The following is an 18,811-nucleotide window of genomic DNA, read 5'->3' on the forward strand; positions in this document are numbered from 1 at the left end:
ACCAGCGATGAACAACCATACCCTCAAATCTCGCATCGGCTTATATGAAAAGGCGATGCCGGCAACGCTATCCTGGGAAGATCGTCTCAGAGAAGCGAAATCACTTGGCTTCGATTTTGTCGAAATTTCTGTCGATGAAACCGATGCTCGGCAACAACGGCTGGACTGGGGAGATGATGAGATTGAACAGCTTCGTCAGCTCTGTTTTCAGTACGACATACCATTACAAAGCATGTGTTTGAGTGCGCACCGTAAGTTCCCATTCGGCTCTGAACATCCACAGGTTCGCGAAAAAGCCCGTGAGATTATGGAAAAAGCCATCAAACTGGCTTATCGACTGGGGATCCGAACCATTCAATTGGCCGGATATGATGTCTATTATGAGTCTCAATCGGTAGAGACCCATCAGCGTTTTATTGACGGCATGCGCTGGGCAGCGAAGCTGGCAGAGCAGGCGGGTGTGATGCTGGCAGTCGAAATTATGGACACGCCCTATCTGAATTCGTTATCTAAATTTGAAGTCTTAAAACGCGAAGTCCCGTCCCCTTATTTTATGGCTTATCCCGATGTCGGTAATATCACGGGCTGGAATCACGATGTTTGTACCGAGCTGAAACTGGCCCGGGATCATCTGGTGCAGATTCACCTTAAAGATACGCTGAAAGTGAAACATGGTTTCTCCGGGAAGTTCCGGGATTTGGTGATCGGTGAAGGCGAAGTTGATTTTCCGGCCATTTTTACGGCACTCAAAGAGATTCACTACGGTGCGCCGTTCGTGATTGAGATGTGGGCTCATGATGAGCACTGGCGAGACAATATCATCACCGCCAAACAGCGTTTAACAGAGATGGCACATAGCGTCGGGTTTGAGTTATAGGCTGTTTTCTACTCGTTAGTTTTCCAGATTCAACAGTCCCTAATAAGGCGCGTATTAACGCGCCTTATTTTTCACCTTATCCCGTGATAACCGTCGATGACGATCTCTCACCGATACCGGATTGGCAGTAAGTGTGATCCGATTCACTTAAAGGCCAAAAACAAACGATATCCCTATCAAATACAGATCTTGCTCACTTTTTAAACATAGAAAACGCTATAACGTAATTTGGAATTTATAATAATATTATTCCACAATGTGGAATTTTAATATCATTGATTACGTGATTGGCTGTGTGCTGATAAGCCGCGAAGCAGTCATATCATCATGAGGTATCTATGGAATTGCTCAACAATCCACAAGGAAGTCTGCTCTCGATTGATCGGTTAACTAAGCGATTCTTTAATTTTGTTGCATTGGAATCCGCTTCTTTCCATGTACACCCGGGACGTTGTGTGGCGCTACTTGGGGAAAATGGTGCCGGAAAATCGACCTTGATTAAAACGCTGGCGGGGATTCATAAAAAAACATCCGGTGAGATTCGGTTTAAAGGGGAATCGATTGAGGATGCCGCCCATTTAGCATCCGCCAACCAAGTTCCCATTGCTTTTATTCATCAGGATCTTGGCTTGATCGAATGGATGACAGTTGCGGAGAACATTGGCTTAACACTGGGTTTCCCGAAACGCTTTGGCATGATCAACTGGAAAGCCGCAGCAGAAAAAGCACAGCAAGTTCTGGATCTCGTCGGGTTAGACGTGAAAGCGTCTGAGCGTATTTTTAACTTGAGTGCGGCAGAAAAGTCGTTATTGGCGATTGCCAGAGCCTTGGTCGCTGATGCGGAGGTGTTGATCTTAGATGAACCGACGGCTTCTTTGGTTGCCAGCGATGTCGGCCGGATGTTTCAGGTGTTGAAACGGCTGAAAGCGCAGGGCGTCGGGATGATTTATGTCTCCCACCGGCTGGATGAAATTCATGATATTTGTGATGACGTTGTGGTGTTGCGTGATGGACGTTTAGTCGGCTCCGGGCTGGTCAGTGACTACACCATTGATGAGCTGGTGACCTTGATCGTCGGTTCGCAAAAAGAGATGAACTATCGGACCCCACTCCAGCCGGAGCAGGATGATATTTTACAAGTCCGTAATCTACAACTCGGGGATTTAGAGCCATTCAATATGAGGTTGCGGCATGGTGAGCTGGTTGCTTTAGTTGGTCTGCGCAATGCCGGGCAAGAAGCGATTGGGCAGGCGTTATTTGGGTGTCTCAATATCAAGTCCGGTGAGGTGTTTATTCGCGGAGAAAAGGCCGATATCAGTTCGCCCGCTAAAAGTATTCGCAGTGGATTTGCCATGGTGGCTGCTGATCGGGTCAAAGAGAGTATCTGTGGCTCAATGAGCGCGATGGAAAACCTGAACTTGAATCCGACCATCAATGGTGGTGGTTATCTGACTTTCCTGTCAAAACCTCAAGAATATCGTCAGACCCTTGAGGCGATGAAACAATACGAGGTTCGCCCGATGGATCCTGATATAGCGATCAGTTCAATGAGCGGCGGCAATCAGCAAAAAGTAATTCTGGCACGTTGGTTCAATCTGAATAAACCGATTGTCATTTTGGATAATCCAACCGCGGGTGTCGATATCGGTGCCCGCTCTGAAATCTATCGAATCATGCGTGAGTCCATTCGTCAGGGATTGTCTGTGATTGTGATTTCCAGTGACTTTGAAGAGGTGGTGAATATATCAAATCGGGCGTTAGTGTTTAACCGGGGAAAAGTCGTGAAAGAGCTGACGGAGCAGCAAGTGACGGTAGCGAATTTATTGAAATATGCATCAGGTTCAAAAGTAGGAGAGGACGAACATGGCGACGTCTAATATTAAATCGACCGCATTAGAGACGGATGTAACCCTCTCTTTGGGGATTGGGAATTTCATCACTCAGATTGCAATGCGTTATGGGCTGTTACTATTGACGGTATTTTTAATCCTGTTGTTTAGTCTGACGACCAATACCTTTTTTTCAATGCTGACGCTACAGGCAATCTTGAGTGAAAAGAGTGTTGTTGCGATTCTTGCTTTAGCTGCAATGGTGACCATGATCACCGGCAAAATGAACCTCAATGTTGGGTTCGGTGTTACCTTCTGGCATGTCTTTGCCATTACCTTACAGCAATGGTACGGATTCTCCTGGGAAGCCGCAGCATTGATTGTTGTGCTGTGTGGGTGTTTGTATGGTGCATTCAATGGCATGTTGGTGGCATTGGCGGATATTGACTCTTTCGTGGCAACGTTAGGCACCGGGACCGTGATTTATGCTGTATCACTATGGCATACCGGTGGTCGTCAAATTGTTGGTGCATTGCCGGAGAATTTCTATCTGTTCAGCAGCTATGAAATTGCCGGCATTCCGATCATCGTTTTTTACCTACTCGCGATCACGCTGCTGCTTTGGCTGGTCACTGAATACACCGCTTTAGGACGCAAACTCTATGCCGTCGGTGCGAATCCGAATACGGCATCCTTAAATGGTATCAATACGACTTCTTGTTACATCGGCGCTTATGTCGTCTCAGATGGGTTGATCGCTTTTGCCAGTGTGTTGTTGGCTTCTCATATTGGGATAGGCTCCTCTTCAGTTGGTCAGGACTACATGTTACCGGCATTGGTCGGGGCGTTCTTAGGCTCAACTACATTTCGTGCCGGGCGGGTCAACGTCTGGGGCACTCTGATCGGTGTTTCTCTGGTTAGCGTCGGGATTTCAGGTTTGCAACAGTGGGGAACCCCATTCTTTGTCGAGCCGCTATTCAATGGCGCGATTCTGTTAATTTCCATCACTTTGGCTGGCTTTAGCCAAAAACGTAAACAAACAGCAACCAAAAATAATGTGAAGGTGAAATAATGAAAAGACGATTCAAAATACTAGCCATGGTGATCGGTGCTGCATTCACAACTCTCCCTGTGCTTGCTGATGAAGCATCAGATTATGTTGAGATGGCAAAACAGGTTGTCAAACAGGCATCTACTGACAGTGCTGCTGCATTTTCACTCCCCAAAGGGCCGGTTGCCGCCAAGGATAAAACGGTTATTTTTATTGCTTCCGATCTGAAAAATAGTGGTGTTTTAGGCGTGATGAAAGGCTATCAGGAAGCCGCGAAAGTGATTGGTTGGCATGTGCGAGTGCTTGATGGGGCCGGCAGTGTGCCATCACAGTCTTCTGCCTTGAAGCAAGCCATCGCATTGCAGCCGGATGGGATTGTTATTGGTGGATTTACGCCCAATACAATGATTCCTACCTTGCGTCAGGCGCACAAACTGGGGATTCGGATTGTCAGTTGGCACGCTACCCCCGAGCCCGGCCCGATTAAGAAACTTTACATCGAAGATAACATCACCAGTTCGGCTGATGATGTTGCCAAAGTATCGGCTATGTATGCAATTGCCAAGTCCAATGGTCATGCGCATGTCGTCATTCTGACGGATGGTTTATACAGCATCGCGGTACGTAAAGCCGATGTGATGAAGTCTTATATTGAAAAATGTAGCGGATGCTCTGTGCTGAGTTATGAAGATACGCCACTGGCAAATACGTCAGCACGGATTCCACCGCTGACATTTTCATTGGTTCAGAAATATGGTGAGAAGTACAACTATACTCTGGCAATCAATGACCTCTATTTCGACTACATGGCACCAGCGCTTCGTTCGCTATCCGGTAAGAAAAAAGGTGAAGGGCCGTATAATATTTCTGCCGGAGATGGCAGTGAATCTGCATTTGAGCGGATTCGTAACGGTGATTTTCAGGTCGCAACCGTTGCTGAGCCGTTAAATCTGCATGGGTGGCAGTTAGTCGATGAACTCAATCGACTGTTCCATGATCAACCCATCAGCGGGTATGTCACACCTGCGCACTTAGTTACGGCAGATAATATTCATCAGTCAGGCGGGGATCGTAATTTATACGATCCGGAGAATGGCTATCGAGATTATTACCAAGCGTCTTGGCAAGTGGACTGAGTGAGGTGAATATGTCTTTTGAAGAAGCGCTGTTGTCGCCACTGCATCAGGTCAGTGGCGATCATATCTGGTGTGAGGGGGCTGCATGGTTGCAGCACCCCGGTCAGCTGTTGTTTTCGGATGTGAAAAAGAATGCGCTCTATCTTTATCATCCTGATTCTCACGAGACAGAACTCGTCACGGATTACTCACATTTTGCCAATGGTAACTATGCGTTGGCCAATGGCGATGTCGTGACATGTGAACACGGGCGGCGCTGTCTTTCCATTCGGCATAAAGACAATCTGGCACTCGCCAAGGTTTTGGTGGATAAGTATGATGGGAAACGGCTCAACTCACCGAATGATGTGGTTGAGCGTCGCTCGGATGGAACAATTTGGTTTACCGATCCGCCATACGGCATTATTAGTGATGCTGAGGGGTATAAATCCGAAAGTCAGATGGTCGGGTGTTATATCTACTGTTATGATCCGCAAGATGATTCATTGACGATTGCATCAACTGATATTCAGCGACCCAATGGTCTGGTCTTTTCTCCCGATGAAACAACCTTGTATGTGGCAGATATGTCGATTGTTGATTTTCCAACGCGGGGGTTAAAACACTTGAAAGCCTTTGATGTACATGGAAAAGTGCTCTCTCAAGGGCGTTTGGTTTATCAAGTGGAACACGGTATCCCTGACGGGATGACCATGGATCGCTTCGGAACACTTTATTGCAGTTCGTCTGAAGGGGTTTTAGTGCTCAATCGTGACATGGTGCTGGTGGGACGTATCCCAGTGCCTGAGACGGTTTCTAACTGTACGCTGAACCATGACGAAAGTACGCTATATATCACGGCATCGACTTCGGTTTATGCTATCGATCTCAACTGTCAGATATTGGCAGAATTATAAGGAATTACTATGCTCGCTTGCCATTTTCATGCCTCTGATTATCGTGCGTTGTTACCCGCGCTTTTTGTCCGTGCGATTGACTATGTGATTGCCCAAGATTTAAACGCTCTCGATTCTGGACGACATACGATTCCCGAGATCGATCCGGATGATGCTTTTTTTATGATCCTCGACTATCAAACAACGGCAGAAAGCCCGGTAGGCCCTGAGTTTCATCACAAATATTGTGATGTTCAGTTCATTATTCAGGGAGAAGAACAGTTTGGCTGGACTGAATTGACCGATGAGCAACATCAGCAGCTATCGCATGACTATCATTATGACCAACAAAAAGATATCTGTTTCTTTGATCAACAACTGGTGACACTCTCTTATGAGACGATGTCTCATGAGCAATTTTACCTATTTACACCGAGAACGGCCCACATGCCGAATCTTTCGGTCACCACGACATCACAGGTTCGAAAAGTTGTGATTAAAATTAAGTATCCGGCCTGATTCAGTCACCTGTGTGACCATTTTTATATCGAGCGCATGTTTCATATCGAATATCATGTTTTATATTGAATATACAGTTTTGTGCAAAGACACGCTCTATTGATTCACAAGGCTGTATTTCATCGTCATTGGAAATTGAAGTGTGGTGGAAGCCGCGAGCACTATTGAGTCACTATGCAATCCGTACATAAAACCTTTGAAGTCCTGGAGACTGTTGCTACCGCCTCGGATGGGATGAGCCTTGATGCTTTATGCAAGGTGATACCGTATCCGAAAACCACGGTACACAGAATCTGTAAATGCCTGTGTCAGTGTGGTTATCTCCGTCAGGCAGAGAATGGAAAATACTATCTGACGACAAAGATGATCACCTTAGGTTATTCGGTGATCCATCATGATGCGTTTGTCACGGAAGCCGCTCCCCATATGGCGACCCTTGCTGAACGGACTGGTTTTACGGTCAATTTACAACGGCGTGATTTTGATAAAGTGATTCTGTTGAAAAAAGAAGAACCTAAAAATTCGGTCTTTCATACCAATGCTCATGCCGGATTGGCATCGTCGTTGTTACATTCCGCTTGCGGTAAAGTGGTCTTATCCTATTTCTCCCCGGATGAACAGCAGAAGTGCTGGGAGAGCCATCGACACGATTTGGCGAGTTTTCGCCATTTCGGTCAGGCAGAAATCCATACGGAAAATGATTTTTACCGAGAGCTGGCACTGATCAGACAGCAAGGATTTGCGGTTGACGGAGAAGGCAATGAATCCGGGATCACTTGTATTGCTGTGCCACTGGAAACCGATCAAGTGGTCAACTATGCCATCAGTGTCTCGGGCCTGACGCCTGAAATTCATCGCTTTGGTCAGACGCAATTACTGGCGCAGCTGCGCGAAGTGGTTGGGGTGCTGAGAGGAAAATAGGTTAATCCGACGTGTATCAATCAAGGCTGAGATACCGAAGACAGCGCGCAGATGCGGGCTGTCTTCGGTCAGGATGAGAGCGCTCAATTAGTTATCGCTTTCGTTGTTCTCTGCTTCGCTGGTATTCTTATTTGCCTCTTTGCCTTGGGCGAGCTCGACAACCTGATTATCAATCAGGCGGACTTTGCCCATAAAGGCTGACATGAGGATCACGGCCTGTTTGCTGGTTTCTGTTATCGGCAGAAGTGTGCGGGCATCGCGAATAAAGATCTCATCCGGTTCCAGATCAGCGGCTCTGAGCTGGTCAATGGCATCTTCGATAATGGTGTCGAAATCTGTCCGTCCACCTCGAATCGCACTACTGATCCAGCGCATGGTTCTGGATAAAACCGGTGCACGCTGACGTTCATCCAGTGTTAATAGATTATTGCGCGAACTCATCGCTAAACCATCGGCTTCCCGGATTGTCGGGACACCAACTATCTCAATATCAAAACAGAGATCGAGCACCATTTGACGGATCAGCGCGAGTTGTTGGTAATCTTTCTCACCAAAACAGGCAATATCCGGTTGGACGATATGAAAAAGTTTGGTCACGACGGTGGAGACACCACGAAAATGCCCCGGGCGTGAATCGCCTTCCAATATATGCGAAAGTCCAGGGACTTCGACAAATGTCTGGTTATCCAATCCTTCGGGATACATGATGTCTGCCGAAGGCGTGAAGACCAGTTCAACGCCCTCTTGAGTCAACTTAGCCAGATCTTCATCCAATGTGCGTGGATAGTTGGTCAGGTCTTCTGCTTTATCGAATTGCATCGGATTGACGAAAATACTGACAATAACCACATCGGCCATTGCTTTGGCTTTACGCACCAGCGTTAAATGACCTTCATGCAGATTCCCCATCGTCGGGACAAAACCAATCGTATGGCCATCACGCTTGTACTGTTTAATCTGCGCTTTGAGCGCTGAGATATCAGTGTAAGTCTGCATGACTTGCTCCTTCCGATAATCGGGGTTTAGGCAATCTCTGGCCTGGTAATATTGCATTCGTCCATGCTGTATTCGCTAATACTGTATTAGGCAATGGTGTGTTCTTTATCAGGAAAAATACCATGTTCCACATCTTCCATGTATTTGGCGACCGCTTGACGGATATCGCCAGTTTCCGCTAAAAAGTTTTTTGAGAACTTAGGCATGTAGTTGGCCGAAATTCCAAGCATATCGTGCATGACCAGTACCTGACCATCGGTATCAGCACCGGCACCGATCCCGATGACCGGAACATCGAGTGCTTGGGTAATCTGAGCAGCTAACTTGCTAGGGACACACTCTAGCAACACGATTTGTGCACCGGCTTCTTGCAATGCCAATGCATCATGTAACATTTGTTCGGCTTGTTGTTGTTCTCGTCCTTGTATTTTATAACCGCCGAAGATATTCACCGATTGAGGTGTCAGACCTAAATGTGCACACACGGGGACCGCGCGTTCAGTCAGCATTTTGATTGTCTCTACCAGCCAGTGGCCGCCTTCAATCTTGACCATGTTTGCGCCAGCCTGCATCAGCTTAGCAGCATTTTCACACGCTTGAACCGGCGTCGCGTAGCTCATGAATGGCATATCAGCCATTAACAGTGAATTGGGGCTGCCTGCTTTGACGCACCGCGTATGATAAGCCATGTCTTCAATCGTGACGGGCAGCGTATCTGTCTGGCCTTGCAGAACCATGCCCAGAGAATCACCGACCAGTAGCACTGGCATTTCCTGGCTCTCGAAAAGTTGCGCGAAACTGGCATCATAAGCCGTTACGGATGCAAATTTACGGCCTTCTTGTTTCCAGCGCATTAAATTATTTATCGTAATTTTTTTCATTATTCATCATCCTTACGAGACATCGGCAGGTGCGTGCCAAATCGTGAGTCCATTTTGATCAACGTGTTGGAGAAGTTGATTCAGCTCAGTCCCATCCGGGAGAATTAAGTGAGGTGCGATTTCAGCAAGCGGATATAGTACGAATTCTCGTTCTTTCATACCATAGTGGGGGATCACCAGTCGCTCAGAATTAATCACCGTATGACCATATAAGAGAATATCGAGATCTAAGGTCCTTGGGCCCCAACGCTCCTCTTTTCGCACTCGTCCCTGATCCAGTTCAATGGCTTGGGTATGATCTAATAATTCAAGTGGTTTTAAATGCGTTTTGATCTCAACAACAGCATTGATATAGTCCGGTTGATCCGTTGGCCCCATAGGCGTGCTGCTATACAACTGAGATGCTTGAATAAATTCCGATTCAGGCAGATTTTTTAAGGCCTGAATCGCTTGCCGGGCCTGTTGGTCCGGTTGTGCCATATTACTTCCGATCGCAATATAAACTGTGATCATGACACATCCTGTTTATTTTTTTTCGGCCCTGTTTGGCGTTGGCGTGCTTTCGCTTTTTTGGAATTGATGCGGCCGATATCATTGACCATCGCCTGACGCATATTTTTTCCGGCATTTTGGAATGTTTCCCACCACTGGGCAAGTTCTTGCGTTTCGCCCTCTTCGACGATGCCTCTCATGACTAAGAAGTCAAAGCCTGCCCGGAACTTATTGATATCCAGTAAACGGAAAGCTCGTTTACCATGACGACGTGGGAAACGCAGTTGCAACTGCCAGATATCACGAATAGTTGCGGTATGGCGTCTTGGGATGGCGATTGTTTTGACCAATTGATCCAGTATTTTGTTACCCGCTTCCATCACGGCATCGTAATAACAGAGGTTTTTGGATTCCATAAATGTTTCGGCCAAATGAATCATCGGATACCAGAGAATCGCAGCAAACATAAATGCCGGATTGATTCTTTTGCCTTCCTCAATTCTTTGATCGGTCGAATCGAGCGACAGATCAAGCATCTTTTCCGTCGGAGAACTGTGATCATCGGTAAAGTAGGCAGAGATCATCGGGAACATTTGCTGGAACAAGTTGTACTGCCGCATCTGATGGTATGTTTCCAGACCATATCCGGTTTGCAGCATTTTCAGTGACTCTTCATAGAGGCGGGCTGAAGGAATGTCTTGTAATAATGGTGCCAGTGCTTCGATAGGAGCTGCCGTTTCTTCTTCGATATCGAAATCAAGTTTGACCGCAAAGCGAACGGCTCTTAGCATCCGTACCGGATCTTCGCGGTAACGGGTTTGTGGATCGCCAATCAAACGGATCAGTCGGTCTTCGATATCTTCAATGCCACCGGCGTAATCATGAATCGTATAATCAGCGATGTTGTAATACATGGCATTGACGGTGAAATCACGCCGTTCCGCATCTTCATCGATTGTGCCGTAGACGTTGTCTCGCAGTAGCATGCCGGCTTCCGACTGGCTCGATTTCTGACGGTCGTTTTCCTGATGATGACCACGGAATGTGGCGACTTCGACAATTTCACGCCCGAACATGACATGGGCAAGGCGAAAACGTCGGCCAATCAAACGGCAGTTGCGAAACAGCTTACGAACCTGTTCCGGTGTCGCATTGGTTGTAATGTCGAAATCTTTCGGGGATTCCCCCAGTAAAAGATCACGGACACCGCCACCGACAAGATAGGCCTCGTAGCCTGAACTTTGTAATCGGTAAAGCACTTTGAGTGCACTCTCGCTGATTTGTTTGCGAGAGATTTTGTGCTCTTGTCGCGTGAGGATATTTAGCGTCAAATCCGGATAAATGCGATGAGCTTGTTCTGTAGTATCGTTTTTATTCATGAGCATCAGACAAGGATAAAAATATCTACCTTGTTGTCTTTTGTTGACAGAATGTCTTTGTGGGTCAATTTGCGGCTAATCATAGCCTATTGGACTCAATTTGAGAATCATCGTGTGATTTCAAGCGTCTCTGGGAGTTGATGAATATGCCAGTTTTGACAGCCCCAAGCAACAATTTCCGACAGTTCTGCTGCCTCGATATCAACGGGGAGCTGAAAGCCGAGAAATTTCATGGCTTGAATCAGGGTTGGCCGTGGGTTGTGCAGATCAATCGCTGGTGCATGATTCTGTTTCGAGAGTTTATGGCCGGCCTGATCAACGGCTAGTGGTAAATGAAGGTAACTGACCGGAGGGTGACCCAACTGTTGATAGAGGCTGATCTGGCGTCCGGTCGGCTCAATCAAATCGGCACCGCGGACAACTTGTGTGATGCCTTGGTCAATATCATCGAGGACCACAGCCAGGTTGTAGGCAAACAGACCATCCCGGCGTTTGATCGTAAAATCTTCTTGCGCTAATGCTAGCGGGATCTCAATTTTGCCATGTTTTTCATCGTCAAACTGAGTAATTGGTGTCTCCACGCGTAAGCGAACGGCATAGCCGGGTTGCGGGGGCAGTTGTCGGTGGCGACAGGCGCCGTCGTAATAGCCGCCAGAGGCTTTGATTTGTTTTCGGGTACAACGACAATAGTATGCCTGACCTTGAGCAAGCCACTCATCAATTTGCGCTTGATAAACCGGATGACGATGACTTTGATACCAGACTGTCCGATCCCAGTGAAGTCCATAGGCTTCGAGGGTTTTCAGGATGAGATCCGCAGCCCCGGGCATTTCCCGTGGAGGGTCGAGATCTTCAATTCTGACCAACCATTCTCCGTTCATGGCGCGAGCCTGAAAATAGCTGCCTAAGGCGGCAACAAGGGAGCCAAAATGCAATGGGCCGGAAGGGGATGGGGCAAAGCGCCCGATATAATTACTCATGTTCATCGATTGTATGGGAATGATACAGTGAAATATTACGATGGATGTATTCTGAACCGGACGACAATAACAAACAAGGGAGCAATTGCTCCCTTGTTTGTATTGCATGAGGTAATAAAATTCGATTAGCCTTGCATTTGTCTTTCTTTGATTTCTGCCAGCGTTTTACAGTCAATGCACAAATCAGCGGTTGGGCGGGCTTCAAGGCGACGAACACCAATCTCAACACCACAAGATTCACAGAAACCGAAGTCTTCTTCTTCAATCTTATTCAGTGTTTTTTCGATTTTCTTGATTAAACGACGCTCTCTATCCCTATTGCGAAGCTCCAAGCTGAACTCTTCTTCCTGAGATGCACGATCAACAGGATCAGGAAAGTTCGCAGCTTCGTCCTGCATATGGTGGACAGTCCGTTCAACTTCTTCTCTAAGTTGGTTACGCCAAGCTTGTAAAATTTTTGTAAAATGAGCGATCTGGGCCGGTGACATGTATTCTTCACCCGGTTGTTCCTGATATGGCTCAACACCTGCGATGGCTAGGATGCCTAGCGATTTTTTTTTGGATTCTGTCATACAGCATCTCCTACTAACACCTAGTCAACTGCGAGAGCAGTCTACTTAAGGCGGGTATCTATACCAGAAAGAAAAGGGGGTGGCAAACACTCGTTGTAAACTTGTTACCAATGTGCAGACAATATCAATATTTTATTGATTCGCTGATCCATTCTATCTTTGATACAAGTTTCATTTCATATTTGGAGAGTTCTGCTTTGTAGCACAGGACTTCCACGCCTTCCTTTTGAGCTTCTTCCAACAAACGTGAATATGTCGCGTCTATATGGAGGGCAGCCGATACTTTTTCAATCCCTGAGTGTAGTACAGTAAACAAAAGTATGGCCCGTTTTCCATTTCGAGCAACCTCAATGAGTTCTCGAAGGTGTTTTTGTCCTCGAATCGTGACCGCATCCGGAAAGTATCCCTGACCGGATGGCTTGGCATCTAGGGGAGAATACTCAAGTAACGTGACACTTTTTACTTCGATATAGCAGTCCGGCCGTGAGTCGGCACTAAGGAGAATATCAATCCGACTGTTCTCCTGACCATATTTCACTTCGGTACGTAAGGTGTCGTATCCCTGAAGCTCCTCTATGACCCCTGACTCAATGGCTTCACAAGCCAGTGTATTGGCACGAATCGTATTGACACAAATCCGATGTCCGTGTGTTGTTTCCGTCAACTCCCAACTGAACGGATACTTGCGTTTGGGGTTATCCGAACGCGAAAACCATATCGTGTCACCGGGCGTCGCACAGCCTGTCATCGCGCCTGTATTGGCACAGTGGATAGTGGTGGTCGTGCCATCGGGCAATTGAATATCAGCCAGAAAACGTTTGTAACGTTTTAACAGGACAGCGGGACTTAACGGGGGAGCAAACTGCATTTATTCACGTTTTTTCGGTACAATCATTTTCTCATTTAATCACAAGGGTGATGTTTTGTCACAGTCGTCAGCATTATCTCAGTTACCCATAGAAGCCGTCATGGCTGAATTACTGGCAGCGATTGCCGATTGTCCTCAAGTGATTTTGAAAGCCCCCCCGGGGGCCGGGAAATCCACAGGTTTGCCGCTTGCTTTACTTCAGCAAAAGACCATTACCGGCAAAATGATTATGTTGGAACCACGTCGACTCGCAGCGCGGAATATTGCCAATTATCTGGCTTCACAATTGGGAGAATCAGTTGGCGAAACCATTGGACTTCGGGTTCGGGGCATGACTCAAGTGAGCGCTCATACACGACTTGAAATTGTGACCGAAGGCGTGATGACGCGGATGCTGCAACAAGATCCCGAGCTGAAAGGGATTGATTTACTGATATTTGATGAGTTTCATGAACGAAACTTAGATGCGGACATCTCACTGGCACTGGCATTAGAAGTACAAGAAGCATTACGAGACGATCTGAAATTACTGATTATGTCGGCCACGCTCGATGGCGCGGCTTTACAGGGCATATTACCGGCGGCGGGTTATATTGAATCGACAGGGCGCAGTTATCCGGTCGAAGTGTATTATAAGACGCCCGCAGCCGGGGGACGGCTGATTGAAACTGCTGCGAAAGAAATCTCATCGCTGTTTTTACGTGAAACCGGCTCGATGCTGGTCTTTTTACCTGGGGCTGGCGAGATTCAACGTCTTGCCCAACAGCTTGACGGGCAATTGGCTGAGGATGTGTTGGTGTGTCCGCTTTATGGTCAGCTTTCTGTGTCCCAGCAACAGCAGGCGATAGCACCGGCACCGACAGGCAAACGAAAAATCGTGTTGGCAACCAATATTGCTGAAACCAGTTTGACCATCGAAGGGATACGCATGGTTGTCGATTGCGGGCTTGAACGGCTTGCTCAATGGGATCCGAAAACGGGGATTAGCCGACTTGAGTCTGTGCGTATCTCACGTGCATCTGCTGAACAGCGAGCCGGACGAGCCGGGCGGTTAGCGCCCGGTATTTGTCTGCGTCTTTACAGTGAGGAAATGTTAGCCCGACAGCCGATGGCACAACAGCCGGAGATCTTACGGGCTGACCTCACTTCACTGGCGATGGAGCTGGCACAGTGGGGATGCCGTTCACCTTTGGATTTACAGTGGTTAGATTGCCCGCCAGAACCGGCACTCAAACAAGCAGAGTCGCTATTGACCCGGCTGGGAGTGACTGATGATGATGGACGACTGACTGAGATAGGCAGTGCTATTTCACAGTTCGGGGTTGAGCCGCGGCACGGGGCAATGTTATGGCGCGCCAAACAGCATGGTACGTCCGTGGCAGCGACGGCAGTGATGTTAGTGGCGTTACTCGAAGAACCGCTAAGAGGAAACGCAAATCCTGATTTGCATTTTCAACTGAACTTAGTTGAAAGTGGTGCTTTGCCTCGTAGCCAGTTTTACTTAAAACGTGCGAGGAAGTTATTCACGAAACTCGGGTATTCAGCTCAGCCGCTCAAGGTCTCGCATGAATGGGTCGCTCCTTTGCTGGCAGCTGGTTTTCCCGACCGGATTGCCTTATCGCGTGGGCAGTCTAGTCGTTATCGATTAGCCAATGGGCAGGGGGCGATGATGTTGCCAGATGAACCTCTGGCTGATGAAGCATTATTAGTCGTGGCTGACATTGTCAAAACGCAGCAGGGCGATAGTCGGATTTTTTCAGCGGTCCGTGCCGATCAAGCGATGTTGCAACAGGTACTCCCCCATTTGTTTACGTGGCGGGAATGGTTCGATTGGGATGATAATAAAGGACGACTGACCGCAGAAAAGCACCTGTGTTGTGGAAAGTTAGTGCTGGAACGCCAGTCTTTAGGTGAACCTGATGCCGATAAGGCTGCTGAAGCTTTGCTCAATGCAGTGGTGCGAAAAGGCTTATCGATTTTGCCATGGAATCCGGCCGCACAGAACTTACTTGAGCGATCGCGATGTGCACGAGAGTGGTTACCCGAGTTAGGTATTCCCGCAATGGATGATGAAACGCTGCTTAACGAAGCAGCGCAATGGCTACTGCCTTATATGACAGGGATGAAAACATTGAAGGCGTTAGCACAACTCGATTTAGTCGCAGCGCTTGAGGCGCGTATTGGGTGGGATGTGAAGCAACGACTCGACCATGCGTTGCCTACGCACTATGTGGTGCCGACGGGCTCACGCTATCCCATCCGTTATCAACAAGGACAAGCGCCGGCTCTGGCGGTGAAATTACAGGAGATGTTCGGAGAACAGTCTTCTCCTCGGATTGCCCAGGGCCAAATTGCTTTGGTGCTTGAATTACTTTCACCGGCACAAAGGCCGTTGCAAATTACCCGTGATCTGGCGGCTTTCTGGCAAGGGGCCTACCGTGAAGTACAGAAAGAGATGAAAGGCCGATATCCCAAGCATCCCTGGCCGGATGATCCAGCCAATCATCAACCGACCAAAAAGATCAAAAAACATCTGTAGCGATCGCTTGGTGGTGCCTCGCTGCATTGGTTGATAAAAATTGATAAAGATTGATAAATTTCAAGGTTTATCACCGGATGTTCTGCGGGGGCTTTGGCTTATTGCTGAAAGTGAAGTGAGTGGTGAGTGTCAACGATGTCAATAAACGTGCCATGGCTGTTAATATTGTGTCAAACCAAGCCGTTCAAATTGACATTAAACCATAGGCTTAGTACACAAGATGGACAATCTCCAACCATGTTCATGCTCCAATACATCAGGTAACATAACTGCGAACCGATGACATCGCAGCGAAAGTTGCGAATTATCCAGAGCAGAGATAGAAACGAAGCGATAATTAATTCAATGAGTAGTCAAAAAAATCAGCAGAAGAGGCGACGAACTGATCGTCGCACATCCGAGACCCAAAAAGCGCAGAGTTCGAGTCACAAAATGGCCGCTAAACGTACAGGGTGGTTTAGTAAACTGTGGCGTATCGGATGGAAAGTCGGATTAACGCTTGGGATTGTGATTGGGTTCTATGGGGTTTATCTGAATAGTCTCGTCAGTCAGAAATTTGAGGGCCAACTTTTTGATCTTCCGACTGTTGTCTATGCCCGAATTTTATCGATGTCTCCCGGTGATGAGATCAGTTTGGACGCGCTGCGACATGAGCTGGATATTTTAAATTATCGCAAAGTGGCCCGGCCGCGTTATGCCGGAGAGTACTCGGCATCTTCAACCAAGATTGAATTGATTCGCCGTCCCTTTGAGTTTGCCGACGGGCCAGAACCGGATCGGCATGTGATGCTCTATTTTGACGATAATGGTTTAACCCGGATGCAGTCGTTGGACAAACGTCAGGATATCGGTTTCTTACGTCTGGAACCGAAGATGCTGGGAATGCTGGAGAAAAACATTACCGAGCAGCGTTTATTTTTGCGCCGGGAGCAGTTTCCGGAAGTGATGATTGATGCATTACTGGCGACGGAAGACCGGAATTTTTATCAGCATGAAGGGGTTTCGCCGTTTGCTATCCTCAGGGCTTTGGTGGCGAATGTGCGTGCAGGACGGACGGTTCAGGGGGGCAGTACGCTGACTCAACAGTTGGCGAAGAATATTTTTCTCTCTAGCCAAAGAACCCTCGTGAGAAAGCTGCAAGAAGCCTATATGGCGCTCATCATTGATTATCGTTTCAGTAAAGATCGCATTCTTGAAGCCTATCTGAATGAAGTGTATCTGGGGCAGAATGGTGCCGAAGAAGTGCACGGTTTTGGTCTTGCATCCCGTTTATATTTCGGGCAGCCATTGCAAGAATTGAGAATTGATCAATTGGCGTTACTGGTCGGTATGGTGAAAGGACCATCTTATTACAATCCTGTCCGTTATCCAGAGCGTGCCAGAGAGCGGCGTGATCTCGTGCTGAAACTGATGTTGCAACAAGATATCCTGACCGCAAGGCAGTATGCTCAGGCGGTTGAACGTCCGTTAGATATTCAGAAAAATCCGCATATTGCCAGACGTCAGCCTGCTTATTTCCAGCAACTGGCAATTGAATTGAAAGATAAAGTGGGTGACCAGTTTAAATCCGACAAAGGGCTGAGAGTATTTACCACTTTGGATCCGGTTTCTCAGTCTGAGCTCGAAGATGCCGTACAGAAGAAAGTCCCACAGTTGGGGAAAAATTTGGAAGCTGCTGCGATTGCAGTCGATCGCCAGAGTGGTGAAATCCGAGCCATGGTCGGTGGGGTTCGGATCGGGTTTGATGGCTTCAATCGGGCGCTGAATGGCCGACGGCAAATCGGGTCACTGGTGAAACCTGCCATTTACCTGACCGCATTGAACGAACCGGACAAATATAATTTGGCGACTACACTGGATGATCAGCCAATTCGTTTGAAATCTGATAGCGGTGATATCTGGACACCGAAGAATTTTGATCATCAGTTCCGCGGTGAAGTCCCGCTCTATCTGGCGTTGGCAAAGTCCATCAATATTCCAACGATTAAGTTGGGGATGTCTCTGGGCATTCCGCAGGTCAGTGATACGCTGGTGGACCTCGGTGTCGATGGGCAAGAGATTCGTCCGGTGCCTTCGATGTTTTTGGGCTCGTTTTCACTCACTCCCATTGAAGTGGCACAAATGTATCAGACGCTCACCAACTCCGGCAGACGCTCCAAGCTATCGGCATTGCGTTCGGTGATTGATCTGGATGGTAATGTCTTGTATCAGTCGATTCCGAAAAGTACGCAGGCCGTCTCACAGCAGGCGGCTTGGTTGACAACCTACGCAATGAAGCGGGGCGTGATTGAAGGAACCGGTCGGTATCTGCACAATCGTTTTTCCTGGGCGATGCTTGCCGGTAAAACCGGCACCAGTAATGACTATCGGGATAGCTGGTTTGTTGGTGTCGATGGCCGTGAAGTGACCACCATCTGGGTTGGCCGCGATGACAATAAACCAACTGGATTAACGGGGGCGAGCGGGGCTTTACGTGTGTATGCCAATTATCTGCAAAAACGCGTCCCGAAGGTCTTGCACTTGCCATGGCCGCAGGGCATCACCATGATTGGGTTTGATAAAGACCGTCATGGTGTGCTCAGTCTCGACTGTGATGATAAATTCAAACTTCCGGTATGGGATGCGGACCATACATGGAAACAACGGTGTGAAGAGGGTGATAAGCCGTTACGTTGGCTGAGAAATATTTTCGAATGGTAGCGTTTTTATAAACGGTTATTGGGTGGCTGTCAGTACAGGCGCAGTATCGACCTCATGATACACGGCTGAAAAGACCATTTATCATCGGTTTTTTCAGCCGTAATTTTTGTGTGGCGAGATGTTTTTGGGTTTGGCTTGAAACTACTATGAAAAGTTTCGTCGGAAGTTGTTGCGTGGGTCAAAGAGTATACATTTC

At 47.7% G+C, this 18,811-nt stretch carries 16 protein-coding genes; 9 read left to right on the top strand and 7 right to left on the bottom strand.

Annotation, left to right across the window (positions count from 1 at the left end; genetic code table 11):
* The first annotated feature begins 7 nt into the window (after nucleotides 1-7).
* The 7 genes from BSQ33_RS11610 (at nucleotide 8) to BSQ33_RS11640 (ending at nucleotide 7,208) form a co-directional block, all read left to right on the top strand.
* Entirely contained in the window at nucleotides 8-877 is an 870-nt protein-coding gene (locus tag BSQ33_RS11610) for an L-ribulose-5-phosphate 3-epimerase (protein ID WP_021020580.1), read from the top strand.
* A 338-nt stretch (nucleotides 878-1,215) separates the two neighbouring features.
* Nucleotides 1,216-2,754 carry a sugar ABC transporter ATP-binding protein gene (locus BSQ33_RS11615; RefSeq protein WP_021020581.1) on the top strand — a complete coding sequence of 513 codons (1,539 nt, stop codon included), beginning with the start codon at nucleotides 1,216-1,218 and terminating at the stop codon, nucleotides 2,752-2,754.
* The gene (locus BSQ33_RS11620; RefSeq protein ID WP_021020582.1) at nucleotides 2,741-3,778 is read left to right on the top strand and encodes an ABC transporter permease; all 1,038 of its coding nucleotides are present in this window, start codon (nucleotides 2,741-2,743) and stop codon (nucleotides 3,776-3,778) included. The genes BSQ33_RS11615 and BSQ33_RS11620 overlap by 14 nt, the downstream gene beginning before the upstream one ends.
* Nucleotides 3,778-4,893, top strand: coding sequence for a substrate-binding domain-containing protein (locus tag BSQ33_RS11625; RefSeq protein ID WP_027694224.1), 1,116 nt, complete (start codon nucleotides 3,778-3,780; stop codon nucleotides 4,891-4,893). Before BSQ33_RS11620 ends, BSQ33_RS11625 begins: the two co-directional genes overlap by 1 nt.
* An 11-nt stretch (nucleotides 4,894-4,904) precedes the next feature.
* Nucleotides 4,905-5,789: an SMP-30/gluconolactonase/LRE family protein gene (locus tag BSQ33_RS11630; protein ID WP_021020584.1), complete on the top strand. Its 885-nt coding sequence runs from the start codon at nucleotides 4,905-4,907 to the stop codon at nucleotides 5,787-5,789.
* A 9-nt stretch (nucleotides 5,790-5,798) separates the two neighbouring features.
* Complete coding sequence (locus BSQ33_RS11635) at nucleotides 5,799-6,287, top strand: YhcH/YjgK/YiaL family protein (RefSeq protein ID WP_088134137.1); 489 nt, start codon at nucleotides 5,799-5,801, stop codon at nucleotides 6,285-6,287.
* Nucleotides 6,288-6,461: 174 nt separating this feature from the next.
* Nucleotides 6,462-7,208, top strand: coding sequence for an IclR family transcriptional regulator (locus tag BSQ33_RS11640; protein ID WP_021020586.1), 747 nt, complete (start codon nucleotides 6,462-6,464; stop codon nucleotides 7,206-7,208).
* Between the two features lie 87 nt (nucleotides 7,209-7,295).
* On the opposite strand, the gene panC is transcribed toward BSQ33_RS11640, so the two are convergent.
* The 7 genes from panC to sfsA form a co-directional block, all read right to left on the bottom strand.
* The gene (gene panC / locus BSQ33_RS11645) at nucleotides 7,296-8,204 is read right to left on the bottom strand and encodes a pantoate--beta-alanine ligase (protein ID WP_088134138.1); all 909 of its coding nucleotides are present in this window, start codon (nucleotides 8,202-8,204) and stop codon (nucleotides 7,296-7,298) included.
* A gap of 86 nt (nucleotides 8,205-8,290) precedes the next feature.
* Nucleotides 8,291-9,085 (bottom strand): 3-methyl-2-oxobutanoate hydroxymethyltransferase, encoded by a 795-nt coding sequence (gene panB, locus BSQ33_RS11650; protein ID WP_088134139.1) that lies wholly within the window; start codon nucleotides 9,083-9,085, stop codon nucleotides 8,291-8,293.
* Nucleotides 9,086-9,097: 12 nt separating this feature from the next.
* On the bottom strand, nucleotides 9,098-9,598 hold the full coding sequence (folK, locus tag BSQ33_RS11655; protein ID WP_021020589.1) for a 2-amino-4-hydroxy-6-hydroxymethyldihydropteridine diphosphokinase: 501 nt from the start codon (nucleotides 9,596-9,598) through the stop codon (nucleotides 9,098-9,100).
* A complete protein-coding gene (gene pcnB / locus BSQ33_RS11660; RefSeq protein ID WP_088134581.1) occupies nucleotides 9,595-10,956 on the bottom strand; it encodes a polynucleotide adenylyltransferase PcnB in 1,362 nt (453 codons plus the stop codon). The genes folK and pcnB overlap by 4 nt, the downstream gene beginning before the upstream one ends.
* A 107-nt stretch (nucleotides 10,957-11,063) precedes the next feature.
* The gene (gluQRS, locus tag BSQ33_RS11665; protein WP_088134140.1) at nucleotides 11,064-11,936 is read right to left on the bottom strand and encodes a tRNA glutamyl-Q(34) synthetase GluQRS; all 873 of its coding nucleotides are present in this window, start codon (nucleotides 11,934-11,936) and stop codon (nucleotides 11,064-11,066) included.
* Between the two features lie 125 nt (nucleotides 11,937-12,061).
* Entirely contained in the window at nucleotides 12,062-12,508 is a 447-nt protein-coding gene (gene dksA, locus BSQ33_RS11670) for an RNA polymerase-binding protein DksA (RefSeq protein ID WP_021020592.1), read from the bottom strand.
* Nucleotides 12,509-12,632: 124 nt separating this feature from the next.
* Entirely contained in the window at nucleotides 12,633-13,376 is a 744-nt protein-coding gene (gene sfsA / locus BSQ33_RS11675) for a DNA/RNA nuclease SfsA (protein ID WP_021020593.1), read from the bottom strand.
* A gap of 100 nt (nucleotides 13,377-13,476) precedes the next feature.
* Between sfsA and hrpB the strand changes: the two genes are divergently transcribed.
* Nucleotides 13,477-15,915 (top strand): ATP-dependent helicase HrpB, encoded by a 2,439-nt coding sequence (hrpB, locus tag BSQ33_RS11680; protein WP_088134141.1) that lies wholly within the window; start codon nucleotides 13,477-13,479, stop codon nucleotides 15,913-15,915.
* Between the two features lie 432 nt (nucleotides 15,916-16,347).
* Complete coding sequence (gene mrcB, locus BSQ33_RS11685; RefSeq protein ID WP_232471979.1) at nucleotides 16,348-18,615, top strand: penicillin-binding protein 1B; 2,268 nt, start codon at nucleotides 16,348-16,350, stop codon at nucleotides 18,613-18,615.
* Nucleotides 18,616-18,811 lie beyond the last annotated feature (196 nt).

The sequence above is a fragment of the Vibrio gazogenes genome (assembly GCF_002196515.1).
GTDB classification, from domain to species: Bacteria; Pseudomonadota; Gammaproteobacteria; order Enterobacterales; family Vibrionaceae; genus Vibrio; species Vibrio gazogenes_A.

Coding starts and splice junctions, on each gene's coding strand:
- BSQ33_RS11610 (WP_021020580.1), top strand. CDS start 8: ATGAACAACCATACCCTCAAATCTCGCATCGGCTTATATGAAAAGGCG.
- BSQ33_RS11615 (WP_021020581.1), top strand. CDS start 1,216: ATGGAATTGCTCAACAATCCACAAGGAAGTCTGCTCTCGATTGATCGG.
- BSQ33_RS11620 (WP_021020582.1), top strand. CDS start 2,741: ATGGCGACGTCTAATATTAAATCGACCGCATTAGAGACGGATGTAACC.
- BSQ33_RS11625 (WP_027694224.1), top strand. CDS start 3,778: ATGAAAAGACGATTCAAAATACTAGCCATGGTGATCGGTGCTGCATTC.
- BSQ33_RS11630 (WP_021020584.1), top strand. CDS start 4,905: ATGTCTTTTGAAGAAGCGCTGTTGTCGCCACTGCATCAGGTCAGTGGC.
- BSQ33_RS11635 (WP_088134137.1), top strand. CDS start 5,799: ATGCTCGCTTGCCATTTTCATGCCTCTGATTATCGTGCGTTGTTACCC.
- BSQ33_RS11640 (WP_021020586.1), top strand. CDS start 6,462: ATGCAATCCGTACATAAAACCTTTGAAGTCCTGGAGACTGTTGCTACC.
- panC (WP_088134138.1), bottom strand. CDS start 8,204: ATGCAGACTTACACTGATATCTCAGCGCTCAAAGCGCAGATTAAACAG.
- panB (WP_088134139.1), bottom strand. CDS start 9,085: ATGAAAAAAATTACGATAAATAATTTAATGCGCTGGAAACAAGAAGGC.
- folK (WP_021020589.1), bottom strand. CDS start 9,598: ATGATCACAGTTTATATTGCGATCGGAAGTAATATGGCACAACCGGAC.
- pcnB (WP_088134581.1), bottom strand. CDS start 10,956: ATGAATAAAAACGATACTACAGAACAAGCTCATCGCATTTATCCGGAT.
- gluQRS (WP_088134140.1), bottom strand. CDS start 11,936: ATGAGTAATTATATCGGGCGCTTTGCCCCATCCCCTTCCGGCCCATTG.
- dksA (WP_021020592.1), bottom strand. CDS start 12,508: ATGACAGAATCCAAAAAAAAATCGCTAGGCATCCTAGCCATCGCAGGT.
- sfsA (WP_021020593.1), bottom strand. CDS start 13,376: ATGCAGTTTGCTCCCCCGTTAAGTCCCGCTGTCCTGTTAAAACGTTAC.
- hrpB (WP_088134141.1), top strand. CDS start 13,477: ATGGCTGAATTACTGGCAGCGATTGCCGATTGTCCTCAAGTGATTTTG.
- mrcB (WP_232471979.1), top strand. CDS start 16,348: ATGGCCGCTAAACGTACAGGGTGGTTTAGTAAACTGTGGCGTATCGGA.